Here is a 22,033-nt window from a genome sequence, read left to right as displayed (position 1 = left end):
TCATGGAAAATTATAAAGTATACCCTGTTTTTGATATTCACGTAGTGAAGGCCCAAGGCGCCTATGTTTGGGATGATCATGGCACGAAGTATCTGGATATGTACGGTGGACACGCAGTAATATCGATTGGTCACTCACATCCGAAATATGTATCCAATATCACCAAGCAGGTTCAAGAGATCGGTTTTTATTCTAATTCAATAAAGATTCCGATTCAAGATGAATTGGCACATGAATTAGGGGAGCTGTCTGGGCTTACGGATTACAACTTGTTCTTGTGCAATTCTGGTGCTGAGGCTAATGAAAATGCACTCAAACTGGCCTCTTTTGAAACTGGCAGAAAGAAAATTTTAGGATTTAAAAAAGGATTCCACGGCCGGACTTCATTGGCTGTTGCAGTTACTGACAATCCAAAAATTCAATCACCTGCCAACCCAACGGATCATATTGATTTGTTTGAATTGAATGATTTGGAAGGGGTAAGTGAAGCTTTAAAGAGTAAAGATTACGCTGCGGTAATCATCGAAGGTATTCAAGGGATTGGAGGAATCTACAAGCCAACTAATGAGTTTTTGATTGCTTTAGAACAACTATGTAAGGAAACAGGCACCATGTTGATATTGGATGAAATCCAATCAGGATATGGCCGTTCTGGAAAATTCTTTGCCTTTCAGTATGCAGGTATTCAGCCGGATTTAGTTTCAGTGGCCAAAGGCATGGGGAATGGTTTTCCGATTGGTGGCGTGTTGATTGCACCTCGGTTTGAAGCTAGTTATGGACAATTGGGGACTACCTTCGGTGGCAATCACTTGGCATGCGCAGCGGGATTAGCGGTGTTGGATGTGATCAAAGAAGAAGGATTGATTCATAATGCCGCAGAGATGGGAGAGTACATAAAAAGTGAATTGGCTGAGGTCAGTGCCATCAAAGAAATCCGTGGTAAGGGCTTGTTGCTAGGTTTAGAATTTGACTATCCAGTAAAAGATATCCGAAGTCGATTACTTACTGAATTCAAAATCTTTACAGGTGCAGCTACCAGCCCCAATGTATTGCGATTATTACCCCCAATGGGAATTGGAAAACAAGAAGTCGACGCTTTTGTGAAAGCATTAAAAGAAATATTATCATGAATTTTTGCTCAATAAATGATGTGGATGACCCCCAAGGGTGGGTGGAAGAAGCATTGGCATTAAAAAAAGAAATAGAGACCTACGGTCCTAAAGTATATACTGGCAAGTCGATATGCTTGCTGTTTTTCAACCCTAGTTTAAGAACCAGGTTGAGCATGCAGAAGGCGGCTTTTAATCTTGGTATTCAGTCTTTTATCTTCAATCTGAACCAGGAAGGTTGGCAGCTGGAATTTGAAGACGGTACGGTCATGAATGGATATACGAGTGAGCATATCAAAGAAGCGGCTGGTGTGTTGAGTAGTTACTTTGATGCGATTGGCGTTCGTTCATTTGCTTCGTTAAGCAATAAGGAAGAGGATTATACTGAAAAGGTATTCAATCAATTCGTGAAACATTGTACCATCCCAGTGATCAATATGGAATCGGCCACCTTGCATCCTCTGCAATCATTGGCAGATATGATTACTATCAAGGAATTTTCACCCGTGAAGAAGCCGAAAGTTGTGCTTTCTTGGGCACCTCACCCAAAGGCCTTGCCTCAGGCTGTGGCCAATTCTTTTTCGCAGTGGGCCGGGCAGATGGATTTTGATTTTGTGGTGACTCATCCAGAGGGTTATGAACTGGCACCTGAATTTATGCAAGGAGCCCAATTGGAATATGACCAAAAGAAGGCTTTTGAAGGGGCGGACTTCATCTATACTAAAAACTGGTCTTCGTACGAAGAGTATGGCCAGATCTTGTCGCAAGACAAAAAATGGATGGTGGATAAAGCTAAAATGAACCTGACAAACAATGCGAAGTTTATGCACTGTTTACCAGTTCGTAGAAATGTCATTGTATCTGATGAGGTGATTGATAGCGAGAATTCTATCGTGATGCAGCAAGCCGCGCATCGTGTTACTTCCGCCAATTTAGTGCTTAGAAAACTGATAGGGTAATGGAGAAGCTAACAGTAGTAAAAATAGGAGGTAAGGTCATCAATGAAGAAGCCGCGTTAGATAGCTTCTTAAAGAAATTTGCCAAGATAGAAGGGAAGAAAATCCTCGTACATGGAGGCGGTAATATCGCCTCGGAGTGGCAGCGAAACCTTGGGATAGAACCCAAGATGATAGAAGGTAGACGCATTACAGACAAAGACGCTATCGAAGTGGTGACGATGATTTTTTCTGGCTTAAATAAAAAGATTGTTGCCAAGTTACAAAGGCTTGATATCCAGGCTTTGGGTATGTCTGGAGCGGACCTTAACTTGATCAAGTCGCATAAGCGAATGAATGTTGTAATTGATTATGGTTATGTAGGTGATATTGAGAAAGTTAATGATGAAATATTAAATTCATTAATCAACCTTGATGTAACGCTTGTGGTGTGTGCATTGACCCATGACAATAAGGGACAACTGCTCAACACCAATGCAGATACGATTGCTTCGGCACTGGCCACAGGCATGTCAGAATCGCACGAAGTCGACTTGGTTTATTGCTTTGAACAACCTGGTGTTCTCAGCGATTTTGAGAGCAAAACGGTTATTCCTAAGATCGGAAATAAAGACTATGATGGACTAAAGAAAAACGGAACCATTAGTGACGGAATGATTCCTAAAATTGATAATGCCTTTGATGCCATTGAAGCGGGTGTAGAGCAGGTGAAAATTTGTCATTTCGATGCGATTGACTTGGTGCAATCTGAGGATTACCCTGGAACAGTGATATGTCAAAAATAGATGCATCATACGACCCAAAAACAAAAGAAGCAGTCGCGCTGCTCTCTGCCATGATTGAGACTCAATCGTTCAGCAGAGAAGAAGACGAAGTCGCAACTGTAGTCAAGTCCTTTTTTGTAAATAAAGGATTGAGTCCGTTTCGATCAGGCAATAACCTTTGGCTCAAATCCAAACATTGGGATGACGCAAAACCTACTATTCTACTCAATTCGCATATTGATACGGTAAAACCTGCTTCGTCTTACACACTTGATCCTTTCAAGGCACAGATCGTTGATGGGAAATTGTACGGCTTGGGGAGTAATGATGCTGGTGGTCCATTGGTTTGTTTGATACAAGCTTTTTTACATTATCAAGAGCAGGAAGGTCTGCTTTACAATCTGATCCTAGCTGCTACGGCAGAAGAAGAAATATCCGGTGCCAATGGTCTGGCTTCTATCCTTGATGGTTTGGGAAAAATAGATCTGGCTATTGTAGGAGAACCTACCTTGATGGACATGGCTGTTGCTGAAAAAGGATTGGTAGTGTTGGATTGTGAGGCTAAAGGCGTGAGTGGCCATGCGGCCAGAGATGAAGGAGAAAATGCGATTTATAAGGCATTAACTGAAATTGAAAAACTAAAGAATTTTAAATTCAAAAATGAATCAGCCTACCTAGGCCCAATAAAGAAAACAGTAACGCTGATTGAGTCTGGTACGCAGCACAATGTAGTGCCAGACAGCTGCAAATTTGTGGTGGATGTTAGGACAACTGATGCTTATAGCAATGCAGAAACCGTGCAGATTATTGATGAACTGATGGACGTTGAGGTAAAGCCTCGTTCACTGCGACTCAATTCTTCAGGATTGTCGCAAGACCATCCGATAGTGAAACGTGGAGAATTTTTGGGGATGAAAAAATTTGGTTCGCCGACTCTATCGGATCAGGCGCTGATGTCGTTTGATACAATCAAGATTGGTCCTGGTGATTCTGCACGCTCACATACCGCCGATGAGTATATCGGTATCGATGAGATTGAGGAAGGAATAAAGGGATATATAGAATTGTTGAAGGATTTGAAACTGTAAATTAGTCCATAGTATGCGGTCCATAGTCCATGGGCGGTTGACTATTGACTATAGACTATAATAACATGAAACTCTGGGATAAAGGAACGAACGAGGTATCGAAAGAAATAGAAACCTACACTGTAGGACGAGATAGAGAGTTGGATTTACTATTGGCTCCATTTGATGTGTACGGTTCTATGGCTCATGCCGCGATGCTCGAAAGCATTGGTTTGCTGACCAAGACTGAGTTGGGCCAGCTATTAGCCGAACTCAAAAACATTCTTGAGGTAATCAAATTCGGAGATTTTGTGATTGAGAATGGGATCGAAGACGTTCACTCTCAGGTAGAACTGCTGCTCACCCGGAAATTGGGCGACATCGGCAAGAAAATCCACAGCGGCCGTTCGCGAAACGACCAAGTGCTGGTTGACTTACGCTTATTCATACGTGACGAAATCCGCATCATCACCGAGCTGGTAGAGGAGCTATTTCAAACGCTAAATGGCCTCAGTAAAAAGCATAAAGATATTCTAATTCCTGGATATACTCACCTCCAAGTAGCCATGCCTTCCTCTTTTGGGCTTTGGTTTGGGGCGTATGCCGAAAGTCTGACAGATGATTTGCAACTCCTTCTGGCGGCCTATAAGATCGCCAATCAGAATCCATTGGGATCTGGAGCAGGCTATGGTTCTTCATTTCCTTTAGATCGCAAGATGACCACCGAATTGTTGGGTTTTGAGGATTTGAGCTACAATGTGGTCTATGCCCAGATGAGCCGTGGCAAGGTAGAGAAGTCGGTAGCCTTTGCCATGAGCAGCATAGCGGCCACGCTTTCGCGAATGAGTATGGACATTTGTTTGTACAACTCGCAGAATTTTGGTTTCCTGAAGTTGCCCGTAGAAATGACCACCGGTTCGAGCATTATGCCCCACAAAAAGAACCCTGACGTCTTCGAGCTGATCCGCGCCAAGATGAACAAACTGCAGTCACTTTCAAACGAAGTGACGCTGATCACGACCAACTTGCCATCCGGCTATCATCGCGACATGCAAACGATCAAGGAGACGTTCTTACCGGCCTTCACGGAATTGAAATCAACCTTAGAGGTATGTACTTTCGCAATGAAAAACATCGAAGTAAAAGCAGATATCATCGACGATCCCAAATACAATGATCTGTTCAGCGTAGAAGAAGTGAACCGACTGGTGAACGAAGGGGTGCCATTCCGTGATGCCTATATCCAAGTCGGTAAAGCTATCGAAGAAGGAGGGGAGTCGCTGAACAAATCAGTAAACCACACCCACCTCGGCAGTATTGGCAACCCAGCCAATGATGAGATTGAAGCGAAATTTTCAAGTGTCCTTAGCGACTTTCAATTTGGGAAGTACAAAGGGGCCATTGAGAGTTTGGCGAAATAGAACTGAAACATCTGGTTGTACCTAATCTTGCTCTCTCATTTTCTTTACTTCACTTTCAAAATAATCAGACAGGCGATGATCGCCAATTGGTTCAGCGATGTTGTCGAAGGCCATGAGCGTAAGGAAGAACTCAACTGGCCCGTAGGTTTTTGAAGAAGTGAAAGTTCTCATGATCCAGATGATGAATTTTCTTATCCAATCGGGCAGATGAACAACGTTAGGGTTTTTGCCCCATGCGGCTAGTGCCAGCTCAGCTAATTCATTTTGAGATAGTAGGTCTGGGCCCCCTACTATGGCTTCCGGTTGATTAGAATTCATTTTATCAATACACACTTTGGCCAGATCAGCACCATGAATTGGGTTAAGTTTATAATGTCCACTGCCAAACAGATACACTTTGCCTCCTTTGGCCATCTCTAGGAAATCCCTCATGTCGGAAAAGAACCCATTGGGTCGCATAATGGTATAGTCCAATCCTGAGGACTTTAATTCATCTACGAACTTTTCTTTGGCGGCAAATATTTTAAGATGCCTTAATTTCTCACCACCTATAGCGGAGACGTAGAGAAATGATCCGACATTTGCTTTTTTGGCTTCAGCTAACAAATTAGCATTGCCTTGATAGTCAACATCCATGTAAGTCAACCCGTCTTTTTGTCTGGTGATCCCAATGGAAGAGTAGACTTGATCCACTCCTTCGCAAATACCCTGAAGTGTGTCTGATTGAGTGATCTCTCCGACGAAAAAATCACTCACATGATCAAACATCCTTTTCTGACTTTTGTTCCTAATGAGCACACGTACATCGTGCCCTTTGTTGTTCAATTCTTTTACCAAAAATTGACCTAAATATCCCGTAGCTCCAGCGACTAATACTTTTTTCATGGTTTGTAAATGTTTGCCTTCAAAAGTAAATTTTGATTTGGAGCTTTTTCTTGACGATCGTCAAGAACGGAGTTTTTTATAGACTCTAGCCTTAATTCTACTCAGCGTTTCTGGAGACACGCCCAAGAACGAAGCAATATATTGTTGTGGTACCCGCTGAAACAGTTCTGGTTGAGTAATGATCAAATCCAGATAACGTTCTTCAGGCGACTTGGTCACAAAAGAGGCTATGACCCGTTGGCTGGTGATCAGTTCGTTTTCTACAGCTATACGAGCCAGTACTTCCAGTTTAGGAATCATTTGTGTGAGCTTCTCAATGTTGGTTCTGGTGAATATATAAAGCTCCGTTTTTTCTAAGGCTTGATAGTTTTCTCTTGCGGGTATGTTGAATGTAAAACTCTCTCCTGCACAGATGAACTGACCTTCTGTGTAGAAAAATGCAGTTTTGTCTAAACCATCAACATTGTAGAATAGCCGCACGCAGCCTTGGGCGACAAAATAAATTTGATGAGCTATGTTACCTGCTCTAAAAACAACTTCCTTTTTATTATAATTTTTTCTGTATGTGTGTAGATCAAGAATTTGGCTCTCTTTTGGATTCAGCTTGATGTAATTTTCAATTTGTTCGGATAATTTTTTCATCGTTTATACATCACAAGTGTGAAAAACCTAATGCAATAAATCTAGTCAACATCTGAGTAGCATTTTGGGTGGTGTTGAATTCTGAGTGCATGGAGAGTCTGATCAGGTATTAGTGACCATGAAGTGAGTTATCGCAGAGCTATTCTTCCTCATTCCTTACTATACTCGTAAGCACCCATTGATCGACTGTTTCCCCTGTTGGAAGGTAGCCTTCATATCTATCATGGTAGTATTGCTTTTTCGGGATATAAATCATGGTGATAGTAAAGTATAATTGCTTTTCAATACATAAATCTCTGTACTTATGAAAAAAGTCGTATAAGGACACATGTTTATCCAGCCAATCCATGTGATTGAATGAATATACTTCGCTGGTATCTGCATTGATGAAGTTAGGCTGGATGGCATCTCCACTAAAAGGGATGTCCGTTAAAATCAAGACTTCCTCCCGTATTTCCCCGATTGTTTGAGCTTGACTAGTTGGAATAAAATGATAGCAAAGCGCAACAGTAAAAAGTATCTTTTTCATTTTTTAAATCTAAGCAGTGGTTTCGGATATGCGTTAAGGCTAGGTTTTTTTTAGGCTCTTATATGTGATGATTGAAAAATAAAGCTCGGACACTTGTCTATGATTTGGACTTTCAAGTTTTGTCTTGTTTAGACTTAAAAATGTGGTGTAAGTAATTTTTCCTCCTAACGAGATGTTGGGAGAGTAAATTTAACCCTAGTCATAACAATACTGTGCGTCCAGAATTTTTGCCTATTTGTGAACTTAGTGCAAATCAATCCAATTTGGAGAGGTATTAGTGCCCGTGATAGTAAATTTGAGATCCGATGAAGATTGATTGCATCTTGGGGAGCTACTATGAAAATAGATGTGATTTGAATTACTTACTGGTGGTGGTTGATCATTATTGCAATCAAGGCTCACATAAACGGTCGATACGGGAACAATTTTGAAGGCATAGGCTTTGCCCGTAGGACAACTCACGGGAGAGGAAAAAGTAACAGTAGTTTCTCCAGGTTCAGATACGCTTACCGTGCCTGATCCAAGCACTACACTTCCATCACAGCTACCATCTAGCTCGACTATTTGAACTGTTAAATCTCCAGCCTCAATAACTGAAAACGGGTAAAATGTAACTGATTCTATAGAAACGTCATTGTCAAACTCAAAAGTTTGACCGGTATAGAGGTAATCACGTCCAACATAAAATTTGTAATCATTGATTACCGAATTTTCCATTAGAGCTGTTGAAGATGTAGAGGCCATTCCATACCCTTGAAATTTGCTTTGGTCAGTATTGTAAATAAGCATGCCTTCTGCAGCCGCAAGTTGATCTCGCTGTGCTGTAGTCATGCGAGGCATGAGTACGGCCCCTGTAGTAGAACTTACCTCCAGTGCGGCGCTTGAATTGGGAGTACTTGTTCCAATGCCTAGCTGACTGACGTTTACAAGCTCGTTGTCACCAGCATCGTTTCCTTCGCTCAACATAGTCGATAAATTTTGACTCGCCGTAAGGTAACCAGCATCGTTGGTGAGTTCACTTACATTAGTGGGTATGGTCGGAGTGTTAGTCAGATTGTTATAGTTTCCGTCAAAATCGTCACTTACATCTTTGTCCCAGCCCTCAAATACCGAATCATCGGCATCAATACTTATGTTTTCAGCAGTTTCTGCTGTTTTAGCATGCATGGCATAGGGCACGCTCAATAATTGGCTGGTTCCTGAAATGGTATAATTAGTACCGCCTGCGATATCGGTTTCAGTTTTTAGAAAGTAAGGGCCATTGGACCAATCTATTTCAGATAAGGTGCCCGAGACTGTTGTCCCTGCGCCGATCTCTATACTAACAAGACCATTTGAGTTTGGGGTGGGGGTATGAGTCTCACTGAATACAGTGGTGCCCGATGCAGTTCCTTGCAAGATGCTGATTTGCATCCCAACAGCCGTAGTAATGGGCGTTCCTTCAGCGTTTCGCACTACAGCTTGATAACTGATCTTGTTTGGGTTTTGCCCGAATAAAGTTGATGAGAATAATATACAGGTGAGTGTAAATAATAGTTGCTTCATTAGGTTTAGTTTTTAATAATCTTGAATGTTTTGATTATTTGATTTTGGGTTTTGATCAGACAGAAATAAATATTGGGTTGATAGCTGTCCATGTTGATTCTGTAAATAGGTTGGAGTAATTCATCCTGCGCTAGGATTTTGCCTTGAACATTAAGCAACTGATACCGAAAATTTCCCCTTTTGAAATCCTCAATTTTAAGCGTCAAATAGTCAAGGGTTGGATTGGGATAGACAGAAATGCTCAGATCAATATTTGTATTTTCTATTCCAGCCACAACAGATATTTCGTAAGACTGCTGAACTCCCTGATTTACACTACCGGTGCTTCCTTCCTGTTGGGTATAAACTACCTGCCCCAGTGAGTAAGTGACAGTTCCATGGTCTCCATTAGTTTGGCCACCACTTGTATTGGTGGATTCCTGTGCTTGTAGATTGAAAGATCCTATTGCAAGAATTGTAAGGATGATAAGTGAAATGTGCTTGGTCATTTTTGGTAAACTAGGTCAGTTGTAAGAGTGTGATTTAATCTATCAGACAGTAGAGTGGGTTTCGATTATTTTAGCTGGTTAATAGTATCAAAAATTGTGCAGAGGATCATTTACTTGGTTAACGCTAAAGTACAATTTTATTTTGATATAGTTCAAAATAACCTTGACAATGTTTGAGGAATTAGGTCTATGGATAATTTCAGTTATTTGACAATTTATTCAGTGCTTACAATTTTACTCTGTTGATACCCAATCCGATGAGCAACCACTTCTAGCAGCTGACCTGGTGCAATTGAAAACGGTTTCGTATAAATTGACCAGCTTATTGTTTCAGGGTCTTCATGTAAGTTGTATAGTTTATATCCGATCGAAGCGCCTTCGGTTAGGCAGGTGAGGGTTATCTTAGAACCCATTTTTACAATTTTTGGTGTTAATGTCTGCGGCTGAATGCCGTTGGGTTTGAATCGAGTGATGAGTTCGATTTCCGGGATCATGCCCGTATCGTTGATGTCGGTGATCCACTGCGTGCAAGCCATGCGAAGCTCTCCGAGTTTATCCGCGTACCTCGGATCTTCAGCCAGGTTGTTGAGCTCATGTGGATCATTTTCAAGATCAAATAGCTCCTCTGTCGGTTTGGTTGTTCTAAACCAAAGGGCTTGCGCTGGCGTGAGTTGATCAGCATCTCGAAGACGTTTTAGTTCCTGCATGATGGGCATCTGATTGCGATAAGCAATGTCTGCGTACATGGGCAATTCAGGCATAAGGTACTGGATGAATTTGTAGCGTTTGTCTCGCACAGATCTAACTCTATCTGTGTTTTCGTCGAAGCGATCAGATGCTGCGTAAAGATATTGAGATTCTTGTTGTGCGGCGTATTCTCCTAAGAATGCCTGGCCTTGCAAATGGTCTGGTGGTTGAATGCCAGCGATGGAGAGCATGGTAGGTGCCAGATCAACAAAGCTAACCAGTCGGTCATCACGCTTTCCTGCAAATTGTTGATTTGGAAAGCGAATGATGGCTGGCACTTGTAGGCCTGATTCATAGAGTAGTCGTTTTTGCCTGGGTAGCGGTCCGCCGTGATCCGTGTACCAAATGACTATGGTTTCATCCAGCAATCCATCTTCTTTCAGTTGATTTAGAATTTCACCAACTTGATTATCCATTTCAATAATGTTGGAATACATTCTTCGGATATTGTTTTTGGAGACTTCTGTGTCAGGCAGGTAAGGAGGCACGAGTACCTCCAAATATTTGTCAACCAATAATGAATCATTAGCCTTAGCCCAGATTTTGGATTCGTGGGTGACCATGATATTGAAAACAGAGAAGAATGGTTTGCCTTTAGGCCTGTTTCTCCAATGTGCTTGATTGCTACTCTCATCCCAGGCTGTTGGGGTTTTGATGAACTGATAATCTTCTTTGCTGTTGTTGGTGCAGTAGTACCCAGCGGCACGGAGGTATTCGGTAAACATTTTTACTTCAGCAGGAGGGCTGGCCTCGTAAGCTTCAAGTCCTTCGGGTTGTAAGTCATTGTACTTTTTTATGGTTTCATTTGTTGCAGGGCCGGCATACCAGGGTCCGGTTCGCATGTGGCTAGCACCTATGCTATTGGCATACATGCCTGTAATGATTGACGCTCGGGCAGGCGCACATACCGGATGCGGCGCATAAAAGTTATCATAGCATACACCGGATTTGGCCAATCGATCCAGGTGGGGAGTGGAGATGGTGCTGTCTCCAAAAGCAGGGATATATGGACTCATATCTTCAGCCACAATCCATAAAATATTGGTTTGTTCTAAGTCTGAGGTGAGGTCTGTGCGCCGTGTTGCTAGTTGGTTATGTTCTTGCTGCGTGCAGGAATAATAGTAGGAGAAGATTACAGTAATCAGAAATAGGGAGATGATTGAATGTCTTGACATAGTTTTCATTGTTAGAAAACTAGATCAATAATTGCAGAATCCAGGAGGATATTCTTCCCAATGAAGTAGGAGTGATGTTCGTTCGAGGCCTATGCCTAACTCGATCTGGAAACAGTCCAGCCTTTATTCATTTTAATGACGTCACGATCAGCATTTTTTAGCATGAAATGCAGTTTTATACCATAATAAATCAAGGGAATACTCACGCCAATTAATCCAATGCCTAGGGCTTTATTGTTACTCACTGTAGCGATGCCTCCAGCTGCGGCACCTGCGCCAAGTATCAAAGAAGTATACCTTGATGCACTAACAACAAATCGAACAGAACCGGTAATAGGGTCTTTGCTTCCTTCTTTATAGATCACTATTTTGTTTGTATTTGCAATGGCCAGTTTATGAGTTTTGTCCTTTTGCTTTAGGAGTAGTTCAGACTCAGAACCTCCGATAAATTCTCCTATCAACTTTTGCCTGTCCTTAGTTTTAACTTCCAAAAGCATGCCTTTGGTGAGCACTACTTTTTGATTGGTATTTGTGTATATAAAAGTAAGGCTGTCGGCTAGATTTTGAGCTTGACTCAAGTTTAAAGAAAGCACGCACATCAACATCAAAAGACTTAACATCGTTTTGAAGGTTATATATGATTTGATGGTAGACATAAGGGTATGGGCTAAGTTATCTCTCGAACAATTGTACACGATTACGATCAGGATCCAAGACAATGACCATCCGCTTTCCCGTTATTTCGTCTTTTACTACATCACCATTGAATTGTACCTGTTTCAACCTCAGAAAGGTCACCCATTGATCAAAATCTTCGACTTGGAATCCAAATTTGAAAAGGCCAATTACTTTTGTTTTGCTATTGTAATTAGGGACTACCTCACTGGGAGAAATAGCTGATTTGAGTTCTATCAATTCGAGCATAGATGTTCCTTTTTTTAGATTAGCTTGTTTGAAGCCCATTTCAGGAAATTGTCTATTATTCAGTATTTCATATCCTAAGGTTTGCTGGTACCAAACCAGGGACGAATCCATGTTGCTTACAACGATAGCGTTGAAATAGGGTGTTAGATCATTTGGTGATGATTGTGCTCGAATTGAAAAAGGCAGTAGAGAGATGAGAGCTATGTAAATGAGCGTTTTCATACTATGCACCTAAGATCATATTTGGGATCGTTACGGTAAATTTGGTTCCTTTGCCATAAGTAGACTCCACTTCTATGTTTCCCTGTAGCTTTTCTAAGGTCTCCTGTACAATGTACAAACCCAACCCCGAACCTTTGGCTTCAGGTGATGCACGATAAAACATATCGAAGATTTGATCTAAGTATTTTTCTTCTATGCCTAAACCATTGTCCTCAATTTCCACTTTAAGTTCTGACGGAGTAATCTCAGCCTCAATATTGACAAAACTATCTTCAATATCGGACTTTTGATATTTGATAGCATTGGATATGAGGTTATTGAAGATAATGGAAAGTCGCCGATCATCACTGTACAATTTGGCATGATCATCAATGTTGATCAGTTTCAATAGAGTGGAGCAACCTGGCATATAATTGAGGTGCTTGAAGCTCTCATCAATCACCGCTGCAAAATCTACCTCTACACAATTGATCTCCAACCGGGTGTTTCTGGAGTAGTCAATAATGTCACTAATGAATCGATCTAGCTTCACAGTACTATCTCTCAGGAGTTTTAGATATCCTTTGATGTCGTACTGAGTATTTTCACTTTCGATGATATTTAGTAATCCCAAAATAGAAAGGAGTGGTGCTCTAAGGTCATGAGAAGTACTGTATACAAAACGATCCATTTCTTCATTCAGCTTTTTGAGTTCCAGATTGGAATCCATCAACTCATCCGAGCTTAAATCCATTACTCTTTCTACGAGTTTCTGATCTCGTTCGAAATTGTCATAAAACTCGCTGATGCTACTAAATAAAGGAGCTAGATCCTCAGGAATACCCTTTCCGTTAGAAAATTTCTTGATCTGCCGGCTTAATATTTTGTTGTATTCCGACTTCATTTTAGTTCTTTAAAAGTAGTAATTGTCATGGTGTGATTGTGTAGTGCGCTTTTCTTGTTTGGGCCTTGTGGAGCAATCTCACCATAGGAATAAAAACCTGTGGTTGGGATTTTATCACCAAACACAGCAGTCACTCCATCAATTTCTTCACCAGTCCAATCTTGAAGTACAAATTGACGACCCACACAACTGACACAAATAGCCAGGTCAGGGTCTTCTATTTTAAATGATTGTGTACTTGCTGAGGCTGCTTCACCAGCAGCATCAATTAAGGAATTTACATTGGAACGCATCATTCTCACTTTGGCGCCCTCAGGCATATCTCCAGCAAATAAGGCGCCTCCGTTTTCATTATTGTAGTCTAGAAAAGCCCGAAGTAAACGCTCCTCTCCATTTTCCGTTTTAATGCCTAGGGGGTAGATTCTAATGGCTTCAACCATATCCTCGAAAAGACCTTCCAGGTATTTTTTATAGAAATCGAGAATAGGTTCGTCATTCAATTCGAAAAGGATGTTGTTAGTAGATTTAGTAATAAATCTTTCAGGACCAAAAGGTGTCCATCCCGCTTTCGAAGCATGTCCTATTTTGAGCTTGTCTCCATAAAAACCAATGCCAATTACTTTGCCCTCTGTACCAATATTATTCAACCCTGTAAAGGTAGCCGAGAAGGGGTCATAAGCTCCGGCCAATCCTCCAGTGATGGGTACGGCTTCTGATAAGTTGAACTGAAGTCCTGTAAGTAGGTGAGAGCCGTTGATCTGATTTCCATTAGAGAATATCATGAGGTTCGACAATCCATCCTTTTCAATATGAGCAGAAATATGAGCACCAACGTCAAAACTATCTTTTACATCATCAAGGTTGATTTCCAAGGTTTTAACAGTCGTATGATCAAATTGAATAGCGGTAACGTTCAGCGTATCTTGTGCTACCTGACCATTCATGATTTCACCTGACCCAGAACTGACTACAATTTCGGCGTTGGGATAGTTCTTTCTCACCTCATCAAATAGGCTTTGATCTTGAACCAATTCAGTAGATCCAAAGACAAAAACCAATTGAGAATTGGCTCCTATTTTTTGGTCAGATAGTACCTCCCAACCATGGTTTTTAATATATTTTCTTTGCTCTACGCGCATTCAATAACCTTTTCATCATGATATGATCCATAGTTAGCTGATTGGAAAGGGCAGTTGCAATTCTAAATATATCACAAGATATTTAAACTATTAGTGTTTGATAGGAATAACCAAACAAATTATTTGAGTTCGGATATTTATTGATTCAGAATAGTCTTAGCAGCCTTAATTAATAAATCTGTGTTTGACTCTATTTCCTTTGGATTCATGGATGCAAAACCAAGCCTACAGGCTTTTTTGGTGTGTTCATAAACATCAATTTTTAATGTCAGTTTGTGCTTTCGAGCTGCTTTGACTAGCTCTTCAATATTGATGCTTTTGAAAGTAACCCATACTGCCATTCCTCCATTTGGCTTATTAAATGTGATTTCATCCTTCAGCCCTTCCTTGAGCTTTTGGCAAAATAGATCGCGTCTTTGCTTATAGGCATTGACCGCTTTTTTCAAAAATCGATCTATATCGTTGCCGACAAGCATTTCGGCTAGGGCTCTTTCCATAATTGGATCTCCCAATTTGTCAATGATCATTCTGAGTTCTCCACATTTCTTGATGATGGATTTGCTGGCGAACATGTAGCCAATGCGAATTGAAGGAACGAGAATTTTACTGAATGATCCGATGTATATTATTCTGCCATTCCTGTCAATACTGGCTAAAGGTAAAATTGGAGATCTTAGATAATGGTAGTCATAATCGTAATCATCTTCAACTATGTAAAAATTAAATTTTTCGGCCAGTTCAAGCAACCTCATTCTGTTTTCGACAGGCATAGTTACAGTTGTAGGGTATTGATGATGAGGGGTGATATACAACGCCTTTATTTTCCCGCCTTTTGCTGCCTGTTCAACTTCATTTAAATCCAAACCTTTAGAAGTCACAGGTACTCTTGTCAATTCACCCCCTGCAGATTTGATGGCTTTATCGGCCGAATGATAGTTTAACCGACCTACTATGACTTTGTCTCCTTTTGATAATAAAGAGGAAAAAGCAAGATAGATGGCCATTTGGCTACCTCTGGTAACTAAGATGTTGTCTTTAGTTCCATTGATGGCTCTGGTAGTTGATAGGTGTTTGGTAAGATTACTTCTTAGTGTTGCTTCTCCAAAAAAATGATTGCCTAAAAGAATAGATTTGCCTACTGCACCTTTGGATACGGATCGGGCAGTCTTGAGTAATAGATCTACAGGGGCTAAACGGAAATCCGGAGTACCATCGTCTATGACGTGTTCTCCCCGGGGCATATCATACTTTGAAGAGCTTGTCTGCGTCTCTGCTTTAATTTTTACTGCTTCTCCTAAAGGTTGTTGTTTTACATATGGTAGGGATTGCTTGATGAAAGTTCCTTTCATAGGAATAATCTCCATCCAGCCCTGTGCCATCAATTCATCATAGGCTTGCAAAATGGTCTTGCGGTTTACACAAAGCGTACTGGCCATGATTCTGCTACCAGGCATTTTCAAGCCTTTTTGAATTCTACCTTGCATGATTTCGGCAATTACTGCATCAGATATTTGCAGATAAACCGGTCGGTTTTCTTTTCGGTTGATGACAATGATGGATTTCCATGGTAGCATAACTGGACCCTTTGTTTTGTGAAAATTGGATTACAATGATAATCCACTTGATTCATATTTTTGAGGAGACATTAAAATTTAAGGATATGGAACAATTTGAAAAGACATCAAAAAATAAAATAGTTAGGGGAGCAAAGAGGGCGACCTATGATAAGGAACAAGTTTTTAACATATTGGATGCTGGATGTATTTGTCATATCAGCTTTGTCATGAATGGAGAACCTTTCATCATCCCAACGGCCTATGGTCGAGATGGAGATCACATTTATGTGCATGGCTCGGTGAAAAGTAGGACCATGAAGGCAGTGAAAGAAGGAATTCCAGTCTGTATGGCGGTTACACATTTAGACGGATTGGTGTTGGCTCGCTCGGCCTTTCATCATTCAGCGAATTATAGGTCTGTAGTTTTGTTTGGTACTGCGGAAGAAGTAGAGTCGAATGAGGATAAAAACCATGGCTTGTTTGTAATCACTGAAAATATATTGAAAGGCAGGTGGGATGAATGTCGGGTGCCTAACCAAAAGGAACTGGATATTACTTCCGTAATGAAGTTTAAAATTGATTCTGCATCTGCCAAAATCAGAACAGGTGACCCTGTAGATGAAGCGGATGATTATAATCTGGATGTATGGGCCGGTGTATTGCCCGTCAATAACAAGTTTGATGAGCCGATTTCTGATCAAAAATTAGCTGATGGAATTGTGGTGAGTGACTCTGCCATACTTGCATGGCAAAACTCAAACGGATAGATTTGTTACAAACAAATCTATAAATGAGTTTGATTAGAAAGCTAAGAGGAATAGAACCCCAATATGGAAGTGATTGTTGGTTTGCGGAGACAGCTGCAATTATTGGTGATGTAACTATGGGGCACCATTGTACCGTGTGGTACAATGCAGTAGTAAGAGGGGATGTCAACTCGATCACTATCGGTGACTACACCAATATTCAGGACGGGGCCATCATTCATTGTACCTATCAAAAAGCCGCGACTGTAATTGGCAATCGGGTTTCCATTGGGCACAATGCTATTGTACATGGCTGTACATTAGAGGATAACGTGCTGATTGGCATGGGTGCGATTGTAATGGATCATGTGGTGGTGAAGAGTGGATCCATTATTGGGGCAGGTGCCATTGTGTTAGAAAATACGATTATTGAACCTAACTCTATTTATGTCGGCAATCCAGCGAGAAAGGTGAAAGAAATAGGAGAGAAAGGGTTAGGAATGATTGAACGCACTGCGGATAACTATGTAAAATATGCTGGTTGGTTTCAAGAATAAGCCATGATGAAGAGGTGGTTCATTTTCTTTCTAATATTTTTTGGTGGTTGGCAGCTGCATGCACAAACCATGGAGGAAAAGGTGACTGCCTATCTTGAAACTTTCTTGTCAGAAAATAAGTCTCATATTTCTGAATCAGAGCTGTTCGAAACGCAGTGGTTAACTTCAGACATTATGGGTCGGAGCCAGATTAATTTTTTGCAAAACTTTAAATTCAAGAGGGAGAATGCCGGGTTTCAGGCTAACTCAAGTAAGGTCAAAGGTCGCTGGTATGTCAATAATGAGTTTATAGTTCTGGAGAAGAAAAAAGAAAAAACACCATTATATGTATTACAGAATGGCAAGGCAGTCATTTTGGTAGATGATGATCAAATTGATGTCTTGAGACAATTGCTAACCGAGGCCTCGTACAAGGATGGAACACTTAAACCGTACAGTTACTCCGAAATTTTCACATTCCTAAACGGATTTACTTTACAAATCGAATGATACAAATATCAAAACCCGAATCTAATGAGTATCATTACTTTTTTGCTGGCTATGTGAGTCAGGTAGAAAATAATGATGTACTTGAAATGGTTAAAAGCCAAAAAGGCGAGTTCATCGAATTCATTCAAGCTATTCCTGATGATCGATACAATTACGCTTATGCTGAAGGCAAGTGGACAATCAAGCAATTGCTGAGACACATTATAGATGCGGAGCGCATGTTTGGTTATCGGGCGATGTCTATCGCCAGGGGAGAAAAAGCTAAGTTGCCGGGATTTGATGATCATCTGTATGTTCGGATGGCGGATGATTCTAAGAATTCTATTGAGGAAATGCTGAAGGAGTTCGAGGTGCTCAGAGAAGGCCATATCCAGATGATTTGCAATTTCACCAGTCAGGCAACCGAAAGAATGGGTAATGCAAATGGAACGGATGTTTCTGTTCGGGCAATAATTTATATCATTGCGGGGCACGTCGCCCATCATAAACAAATCATTACCGAAAGATATTTAGAGTATGTTTGAGTTTGACCCTTCAAAGAAGTATCAGAAAACAACGAAATCAAGATCTGTTATTCGTTTTCAGGATTGCGACCCGTTGAAGCATTTAAATAATGCCAAGTATTTTGATTACTTCTTTAACGCCAGGGAGGACAAAGTGCCTAAGCTCTATGGCATGCAAATGTCTGAGATATATAAAGCATTCGATGCCATTTGGGTGGTGTATAACCATCAAATCGCCTATATCCGTCCAGCTGGAATGGGAGAATGGGTTAAAATTTTCTCCAGGATCATCTGGCACAATCACAATACGATGGTGGTTGAGTATTTCATGACCAATGATGAAGAGACTGAGTTGAAGACCATGCTTTGGACCAAATTACGATATGTAAATGAAAAAGGGCAATCGGCTACTCATCCCGCTAAGCTTGTTGAATTTTTGTCTTCAGTATCTTATGATGATATCGATTATGAAGATATTGACTTCGACATGAGGGTTCGTCAGTTGAAAAATGAGGTGGCTAACGCTGCCATTAAGATTTTTTAGAGTCTCTGATTGACAAGATTTACCGTGTGCACTGCAGCTATGCCTGCAGTCTCGGTGCGTAAGACGTGATCTCCAAGTGACACTAACTCAAAGTTGGAAGATTTGAGCTGGTCAATTTCTTCAGGTGAAAAATCTCCTTCAGGGCCAATTAAGATCAGTACGTTACTTTCAGGCTTTATTTTCTTTTGTAGTAAATCTTCAAAACCTGTTTCTACATAGGCAGCAAACTTGTTCTCTACATTCAACTGATTTGAAATAAAGGAATCAAACTTTGTCAATGCATTGATTTTGCATTTCCAAAAATTCTTGGATTGCTTCATAGCACTAATCGCCTTCTTTTCCAGTCGTTCCAAGTTCACTTTCTTTCTTTCCGTTCTTTGGGTTTGAATAAGGGATATTTCGTTTGCACCCAATTCACAGGATTTTTCAACAAACCATTCCAGTCGATCCATGTTTTTGGTAGGTGCAATTGCAATATGGGTCCTGTAAGTTTTTGTTTTTGCAGCCTTGATATCTATTACTTCAAAACTGCACTTCCTTGGATTGGCCTCAATAATTTTGGCGAGGTAGCTTTTGCCCATACCATCCATGATAGCAATTTCATCGCCAGTCTTTGCCCGAAGAACCTTAACAAGGTGAGCAGATTCTTCTTGACTCAGTGTCGTGTTTTCTTCTGGATTGGGGTGATAGTAGAAATTCAACGGGTTGCTTTTTGGCTAAATTAATGAAATGTGAAATGTTTATAAAAATAAGAAGTGTGTTCAGATTAATAATTATGTAATTTTTGACTGAAAAACTGAAAATCACTACGATTTGGGTGTTAAAACACCCTGTTCGGATAAAAAAATACGAAAAATGCACTTGTTTTGATTTAAAAAGGAAGGGAATATTTATTTTTGTTGAATCAATTTGAAATATAAACTATATACATAACATGGCACATTTAAGATTCAAAGCACTGGATTTAGTTCAATCCAGACCTAAAGTTGAATTCAAATTGCCGGAAGGAAAAATCTCTGACTTCTTCGGAGAACTTGCTTTTGGTACAGAACAGATGAAGGCGTCTCTTTCATCGGATGTTTTTAAGAAAGTAGATAAGGCGATAAAGCGAGGTAAAAAAATTGATGCAGAGACAGCTGAGGCGGTAGCTGCTGCTGTGAAGACTTGGGCGATGAGCAAAGGTGTGACTCATTATACACACTGGTTTCAACCACTCACAGGTGCTACAGCTGAGAAGCACGATTCTTTCTTTGATCCGTCAAAAGGATTAGAGCAATTCAAAGGAAGTGCCCTAGTTCAGCAAGAACCAGATGCTTCTTCGTTTCCGAATGGCGGAATTAGAAGTACATTCGAAGCTAGGGGATATACGGCTTGGGATCCGAGTTCACCTATATTCATTATTGATACCACTCTTTGTATACCTACGATTTTTGTGGCTTATACGGGTGAGGCATTAGATTATAAAGCTCCATTATTGAAATCAATGGAGGCGGTTGATAAGGCCGCAACTAGAGTGTGTAAATTATTCGATCGTAATGTTACTCAAGTGACCGCATCTTTGGGGTGGGAGCAGGAGTATTTTGTAGTAGATAAAGCTCTTTTCGATGCTCGTCCGGATTTGGTGATGGCTGGTAGAACTGTTTTTGGACACAATCCTGCTAGAGGACAGCAATTGGATGACCATTACTTTGGTACAATTACACCGAGAGTATTTGAATTCATGAAAGAATTCGAATACGAATGCCAAAGGTTAGGTATTCCGGTTATGACTCGTCACAATGAGGTGGCTCCGGCTCAGTTTGAGTGTGCACCTATGTATGAGGAAGTGAACAAAGGAACAGATCACAATCAGTTGTTGAAAGATGTGATGGATAAAGTGGCTTTAAAGCACGATTTAAAGATTCTTTTCCATGAAAAGCCTTTCGCAGGATTGAATGGTAGTGGTAAGCACAACAACTGGTCATTAATCACTGATACTGGAGTGAATTTATTCCAGCCAAGTAGCAGCGCAAGAGAAAACCTACAGTTTTTAGTATACCTAGTTTGTACTCTGAAGGCTGTTCATGAGCATGCTGATTTATTGAGAGCGAGTATTGCCTCAGCAGGTAATGATCACAGGTTGGGTGCTAATGAAGCTCCTCCTGCCATCGTATCAGCGTTTATTGGTGAGCAATTGACCAGCGTACTGAATGAGCTGGAGAACAACAGAGATGTACAAGTAGACAAAGGCGATAATGTTTATATGAAATTGGGAATTGATAAAATCCCTGAAATCATCTTGGACAATACAGATAGAAATAGAACTTCTCCATTTGCTTTTACAGGAAATAAATTTGAATTCAGAGCAGTTGGATCTGATGCCAACGTAGCAAATCCAATGACCGTGTTAAACACTATCGTTGCGGAGAGATTGAATCAGTTTTATGCCGAGGTATCGACTAGAATTGACAAGGAAGGTGTTGATAAAAAATTAGCAATAATTGGTAAACTTAGAGAGTACGTTCAGGAGTCTAAGGCTGTTCGATTCGAAGGTGATGGCTATTCTGATGAATGGGTAGTAGAAGCCGAAAAGAGAGGCTTGTCTAACGTGAAAGACACTGCTAGAGCTCTTGATTTCTATGTTTCGGATGCTGCCAGAGAAGTGTTCAAGAAAAATAGCATAATGACAGATGTAGAGCTTGACGCTCGCCATGAAATTATGCTAGAGAATTACATTATGAAGCTTCAAATTGAATCGCGTGTAATGGGTGATTTGGCGTTGAACCACATTCTTCCTACTGCGATAGCTTATCAAAACAAGTTGATTAAAAATGCGCAGGGATTGAGGGATCTTGGAATTGACAATTCTGAAGTGATTGCTACCATTGAGAAGATTTCAGAATACGCATCAAGTGTGAAGGCTAATACCTTGGCTATGATTGATGCACGTAAGAAAGCAAATAACATTGAAGAAAGTAGAGGAAGAGCAATTGCTTATTGTGACGATGTTAAGGGAGCATTCTTCGATAAGATTAGATATGCAGTGGATAAGTTAGAATTGTTTGTAGACGATGAAGACTGGCCATTGGTAAAATACAGAGAGTTGTTATTTATTAGATAACCACTCCAGTAAGATAGACATAAAAAAAGCTTCATTCATTGA

The 22,033-nt window shown here is 40.6% G+C and carries 23 protein-coding genes; 11 read left to right on the top strand and 12 right to left on the bottom strand.

Features of this window, described 5'->3' with window-relative positions; all coding sequences use genetic code 11:
- Window positions 1–2 precede the first annotated feature (2 nt).
- The 5 genes from ACO6S2_RS13880 (at window position 3) to argH (ending at window position 5,317) form a co-directional block, all read left to right on the top strand.
- A complete protein-coding gene (locus ACO6S2_RS13880; protein ID WP_422359158.1) occupies window positions 3–1,130 on the top strand; it encodes an aspartate aminotransferase family protein in 1,128 nt (375 codons plus the stop codon).
- A complete protein-coding gene (locus ACO6S2_RS13875) occupies window positions 1,124–2,068 on the top strand; it encodes an N-acetylornithine carbamoyltransferase (protein ID WP_422362449.1) in 945 nt (314 codons plus the stop codon). Before ACO6S2_RS13880 ends, ACO6S2_RS13875 begins: the two co-directional genes overlap by 7 nt.
- Window positions 2,068–2,850: an acetylglutamate kinase gene (argB, locus tag ACO6S2_RS13870; RefSeq protein WP_422359157.1), complete on the top strand. Its 783-nt coding sequence runs from the start codon at window positions 2,068–2,070 to the stop codon at window positions 2,848–2,850. The genes ACO6S2_RS13875 and argB overlap by 1 nt, the downstream gene beginning before the upstream one ends.
- Window positions 2,838–3,917, top strand: coding sequence for a M20 family metallo-hydrolase (locus ACO6S2_RS13865; RefSeq protein ID WP_422359156.1), 1,080 nt, complete (start codon window positions 2,838–2,840; stop codon window positions 3,915–3,917). The genes argB and ACO6S2_RS13865 overlap by 13 nt, the downstream gene beginning before the upstream one ends.
- Before the next feature lie 65 nt (window positions 3,918–3,982).
- Complete coding sequence (gene argH, locus ACO6S2_RS13860; protein WP_422362448.1) at window positions 3,983–5,317, top strand: argininosuccinate lyase; 1,335 nt, start codon at window positions 3,983–3,985, stop codon at window positions 5,315–5,317.
- A 21-nt stretch (window positions 5,318–5,338) separates the two neighbouring features.
- Here the strand turns inward: argH and ACO6S2_RS13855 are convergent, their stop codons facing one another.
- The 11 genes from ACO6S2_RS13855 to ACO6S2_RS13805 form a co-directional block, all read right to left on the bottom strand.
- Entirely contained in the window at window positions 5,339–6,202 is an 864-nt protein-coding gene (locus tag ACO6S2_RS13855; protein WP_422359155.1) for an SDR family oxidoreductase, read from the bottom strand.
- Window positions 6,203–6,262: 60 nt separating this feature from the next.
- Window positions 6,263–6,844: a Crp/Fnr family transcriptional regulator gene (locus ACO6S2_RS13850; protein WP_422359154.1), complete on the bottom strand. Its 582-nt coding sequence runs from the start codon at window positions 6,842–6,844 to the stop codon at window positions 6,263–6,265.
- Between the two features lie 139 nt (window positions 6,845–6,983).
- A complete protein-coding gene (locus ACO6S2_RS13845; RefSeq protein WP_422359153.1) occupies window positions 6,984–7,373 on the bottom strand; it encodes a hypothetical protein in 390 nt (129 codons plus the stop codon).
- A 243-nt stretch (window positions 7,374–7,616) separates the two neighbouring features.
- Window positions 7,617–8,918: a hypothetical protein gene (locus ACO6S2_RS13840; RefSeq protein WP_422359152.1), complete on the bottom strand. Its 1,302-nt coding sequence runs from the start codon at window positions 8,916–8,918 to the stop codon at window positions 7,617–7,619.
- 5 nt (window positions 8,919–8,923) lie between these two features.
- Window positions 8,924–9,406 (bottom strand): T9SS type A sorting domain-containing protein, encoded by a 483-nt coding sequence (locus tag ACO6S2_RS13835; RefSeq protein ID WP_422359151.1) that lies wholly within the window; start codon window positions 9,404–9,406, stop codon window positions 8,924–8,926.
- A 215-nt stretch (window positions 9,407–9,621) separates the two neighbouring features.
- Window positions 9,622–11,328 (bottom strand): sulfatase-like hydrolase/transferase, encoded by a 1,707-nt coding sequence (locus ACO6S2_RS13830; protein ID WP_422359150.1) that lies wholly within the window; start codon window positions 11,326–11,328, stop codon window positions 9,622–9,624.
- A gap of 95 nt (window positions 11,329–11,423) precedes the next feature.
- Complete coding sequence (locus ACO6S2_RS13825) at window positions 11,424–11,984, bottom strand: hypothetical protein (protein WP_422359149.1); 561 nt, start codon at window positions 11,982–11,984, stop codon at window positions 11,424–11,426.
- Between the two features lie 16 nt (window positions 11,985–12,000).
- Window positions 12,001–12,474, bottom strand: coding sequence for a VOC family protein (locus tag ACO6S2_RS13820; RefSeq protein ID WP_422359148.1), 474 nt, complete (start codon window positions 12,472–12,474; stop codon window positions 12,001–12,003).
- A gap of 1 nt (window position 12,475) precedes the next feature.
- On the bottom strand, window positions 12,476–13,357 hold the full coding sequence (locus ACO6S2_RS13815) for a sensor histidine kinase (RefSeq protein WP_422359147.1): 882 nt from the start codon (window positions 13,355–13,357) through the stop codon (window positions 12,476–12,478).
- Complete coding sequence (locus ACO6S2_RS13810) at window positions 13,354–14,496, bottom strand: FIST signal transduction protein (RefSeq protein WP_422359146.1); 1,143 nt, start codon at window positions 14,494–14,496, stop codon at window positions 13,354–13,356. The genes ACO6S2_RS13815 and ACO6S2_RS13810 overlap by 4 nt, the downstream gene beginning before the upstream one ends.
- A gap of 137 nt (window positions 14,497–14,633) precedes the next feature.
- A complete protein-coding gene (locus ACO6S2_RS13805) occupies window positions 14,634–16,070 on the bottom strand; it encodes a PLP-dependent aminotransferase family protein (protein ID WP_422359145.1) in 1,437 nt (478 codons plus the stop codon).
- 86 nt (window positions 16,071–16,156) lie between these two features.
- On the opposite strand from ACO6S2_RS13805, the gene ACO6S2_RS13800 reads away from it, so the two are divergent.
- From ACO6S2_RS13800 to ACO6S2_RS13780, 5 genes are read left to right on the top strand one after another with little or no spacing between them, the layout of a single operon-like run.
- Window positions 16,157–16,819, top strand: a complete 663-nt coding sequence (locus ACO6S2_RS13800) for a pyridoxamine 5'-phosphate oxidase family protein (RefSeq protein ID WP_422359144.1) — start codon at window positions 16,157–16,159, stop codon at window positions 16,817–16,819.
- 23 nt (window positions 16,820–16,842) lie between these two features.
- Window positions 16,843–17,355: a gamma carbonic anhydrase family protein gene (locus ACO6S2_RS13795; RefSeq protein WP_422359143.1), complete on the top strand. Its 513-nt coding sequence runs from the start codon at window positions 16,843–16,845 to the stop codon at window positions 17,353–17,355.
- A 3-nt stretch (window positions 17,356–17,358) separates the two neighbouring features.
- Window positions 17,359–17,844 (top strand): hypothetical protein, encoded by a 486-nt coding sequence (locus ACO6S2_RS13790; protein WP_422359142.1) that lies wholly within the window; start codon window positions 17,359–17,361, stop codon window positions 17,842–17,844.
- Entirely contained in the window at window positions 17,841–18,368 is a 528-nt protein-coding gene (locus ACO6S2_RS13785) for a DinB family protein (protein WP_422359141.1), read from the top strand. The genes ACO6S2_RS13790 and ACO6S2_RS13785 overlap by 4 nt, the downstream gene beginning before the upstream one ends.
- On the top strand, window positions 18,361–18,891 hold the full coding sequence (locus ACO6S2_RS13780) for an acyl-CoA thioesterase (protein ID WP_420581026.1): 531 nt from the start codon (window positions 18,361–18,363) through the stop codon (window positions 18,889–18,891). The genes ACO6S2_RS13785 and ACO6S2_RS13780 overlap by 8 nt, the downstream gene beginning before the upstream one ends.
- Here ACO6S2_RS13780 and ACO6S2_RS13775 read toward each other — a convergent pair.
- Window positions 18,888–19,592 (bottom strand): RsmE family RNA methyltransferase, encoded by a 705-nt coding sequence (locus ACO6S2_RS13775; RefSeq protein ID WP_422359140.1) that lies wholly within the window; start codon window positions 19,590–19,592, stop codon window positions 18,888–18,890. The two genes, ACO6S2_RS13780 and ACO6S2_RS13775, sit on opposite strands and share 4 nt — an antisense overlap.
- A 233-nt stretch (window positions 19,593–19,825) precedes the next feature.
- Here ACO6S2_RS13775 and ACO6S2_RS13770 point away from each other — a divergent pair, with 233 nt between their 5' ends.
- Window positions 19,826–21,991, top strand: a complete 2,166-nt coding sequence (locus ACO6S2_RS13770; RefSeq protein WP_422359139.1) for a glutamine synthetase III — start codon at window positions 19,826–19,828, stop codon at window positions 21,989–21,991.
- The last annotated feature ends 42 nt before the right edge of the window (window positions 21,992–22,033 follow it).

Source organism: Reichenbachiella sp. (genome assembly GCF_965233835.1).
Taxonomy (GTDB): domain Bacteria; phylum Bacteroidota; class Bacteroidia; order Cytophagales; family Cyclobacteriaceae; genus Reichenbachiella.
The sequence above is the reverse complement of the archived record's forward strand: the minus strand, read 5'-3'. Positions and strand labels throughout refer to the sequence as shown.

What these genes read in the sequence shown, in the direction of transcription:
- argB (WP_422359157.1), top strand. Translation starts at nt 2,068, where the DNA reads ATGGAGAAGCTAACAGTAGTAAAAATAGGAGGTAAGGTCATCAATGAA.
- ACO6S2_RS13810 (WP_422359146.1), bottom strand. Translation starts at nt 14,496, where the DNA reads ATGCGCGTAGAGCAAAGAAAATATATTAAAAACCATGGTTGGGAGGTA.
- ACO6S2_RS13815 (WP_422359147.1), bottom strand. Translation starts at nt 13,357, where the DNA reads ATGAAGTCGGAATACAACAAAATATTAAGCCGGCAGATCAAGAAATTT.
- ACO6S2_RS13855 (WP_422359155.1), bottom strand. Translation starts at nt 6,202, where the DNA reads ATGAAAAAAGTATTAGTCGCTGGAGCTACGGGATATTTAGGTCAATTT.
- ACO6S2_RS13800 (WP_422359144.1), top strand. Translation starts at nt 16,157, where the DNA reads ATGGAACAATTTGAAAAGACATCAAAAAATAAAATAGTTAGGGGAGCA.
- ACO6S2_RS13830 (WP_422359150.1), bottom strand. Translation starts at nt 11,328, where the DNA reads ATGTCAAGACATTCAATCATCTCCCTATTTCTGATTACTGTAATCTTC.
- ACO6S2_RS13840 (WP_422359152.1), bottom strand. Translation starts at nt 8,918, where the DNA reads ATGAAGCAACTATTATTTACACTCACCTGTATATTATTCTCATCAACT.
- ACO6S2_RS13850 (WP_422359154.1), bottom strand. Translation starts at nt 6,844, where the DNA reads ATGAAAAAATTATCCGAACAAATTGAAAATTACATCAAGCTGAATCCA.
- ACO6S2_RS13790 (WP_422359142.1), top strand. Translation starts at nt 17,359, where the DNA reads ATGATGAAGAGGTGGTTCATTTTCTTTCTAATATTTTTTGGTGGTTGG.
- ACO6S2_RS13880 (WP_422359158.1), top strand. Translation starts at nt 3, where the DNA reads ATGGAAAATTATAAAGTATACCCTGTTTTTGATATTCACGTAGTGAAG.
- ACO6S2_RS13780 (WP_420581026.1), top strand. Translation starts at nt 18,361, where the DNA reads ATGTTTGAGTTTGACCCTTCAAAGAAGTATCAGAAAACAACGAAATCA.
- ACO6S2_RS13785 (WP_422359141.1), top strand. Translation starts at nt 17,841, where the DNA reads ATGATACAAATATCAAAACCCGAATCTAATGAGTATCATTACTTTTTT.
- argH (WP_422362448.1), top strand. Translation starts at nt 3,983, where the DNA reads ATGAAACTCTGGGATAAAGGAACGAACGAGGTATCGAAAGAAATAGAA.
- ACO6S2_RS13805 (WP_422359145.1), bottom strand. Translation starts at nt 16,070, where the DNA reads ATGCTACCATGGAAATCCATCATTGTCATCAACCGAAAAGAAAACCGA.
- ACO6S2_RS13770 (WP_422359139.1), top strand. Translation starts at nt 19,826, where the DNA reads ATGGCACATTTAAGATTCAAAGCACTGGATTTAGTTCAATCCAGACCT.
- ACO6S2_RS13825 (WP_422359149.1), bottom strand. Translation starts at nt 11,984, where the DNA reads ATGTCTACCATCAAATCATATATAACCTTCAAAACGATGTTAAGTCTT.
- ACO6S2_RS13835 (WP_422359151.1), bottom strand. Translation starts at nt 9,406, where the DNA reads ATGACCAAGCACATTTCACTTATCATCCTTACAATTCTTGCAATAGGA.
- ACO6S2_RS13795 (WP_422359143.1), top strand. Translation starts at nt 16,843, where the DNA reads ATGAGTTTGATTAGAAAGCTAAGAGGAATAGAACCCCAATATGGAAGT.
- ACO6S2_RS13865 (WP_422359156.1), top strand. Translation starts at nt 2,838, where the DNA reads ATGTCAAAAATAGATGCATCATACGACCCAAAAACAAAAGAAGCAGTC.
- ACO6S2_RS13845 (WP_422359153.1), bottom strand. Translation starts at nt 7,373, where the DNA reads ATGAAAAAGATACTTTTTACTGTTGCGCTTTGCTATCATTTTATTCCA.
- ACO6S2_RS13820 (WP_422359148.1), bottom strand. Translation starts at nt 12,474, where the DNA reads ATGAAAACGCTCATTTACATAGCTCTCATCTCTCTACTGCCTTTTTCA.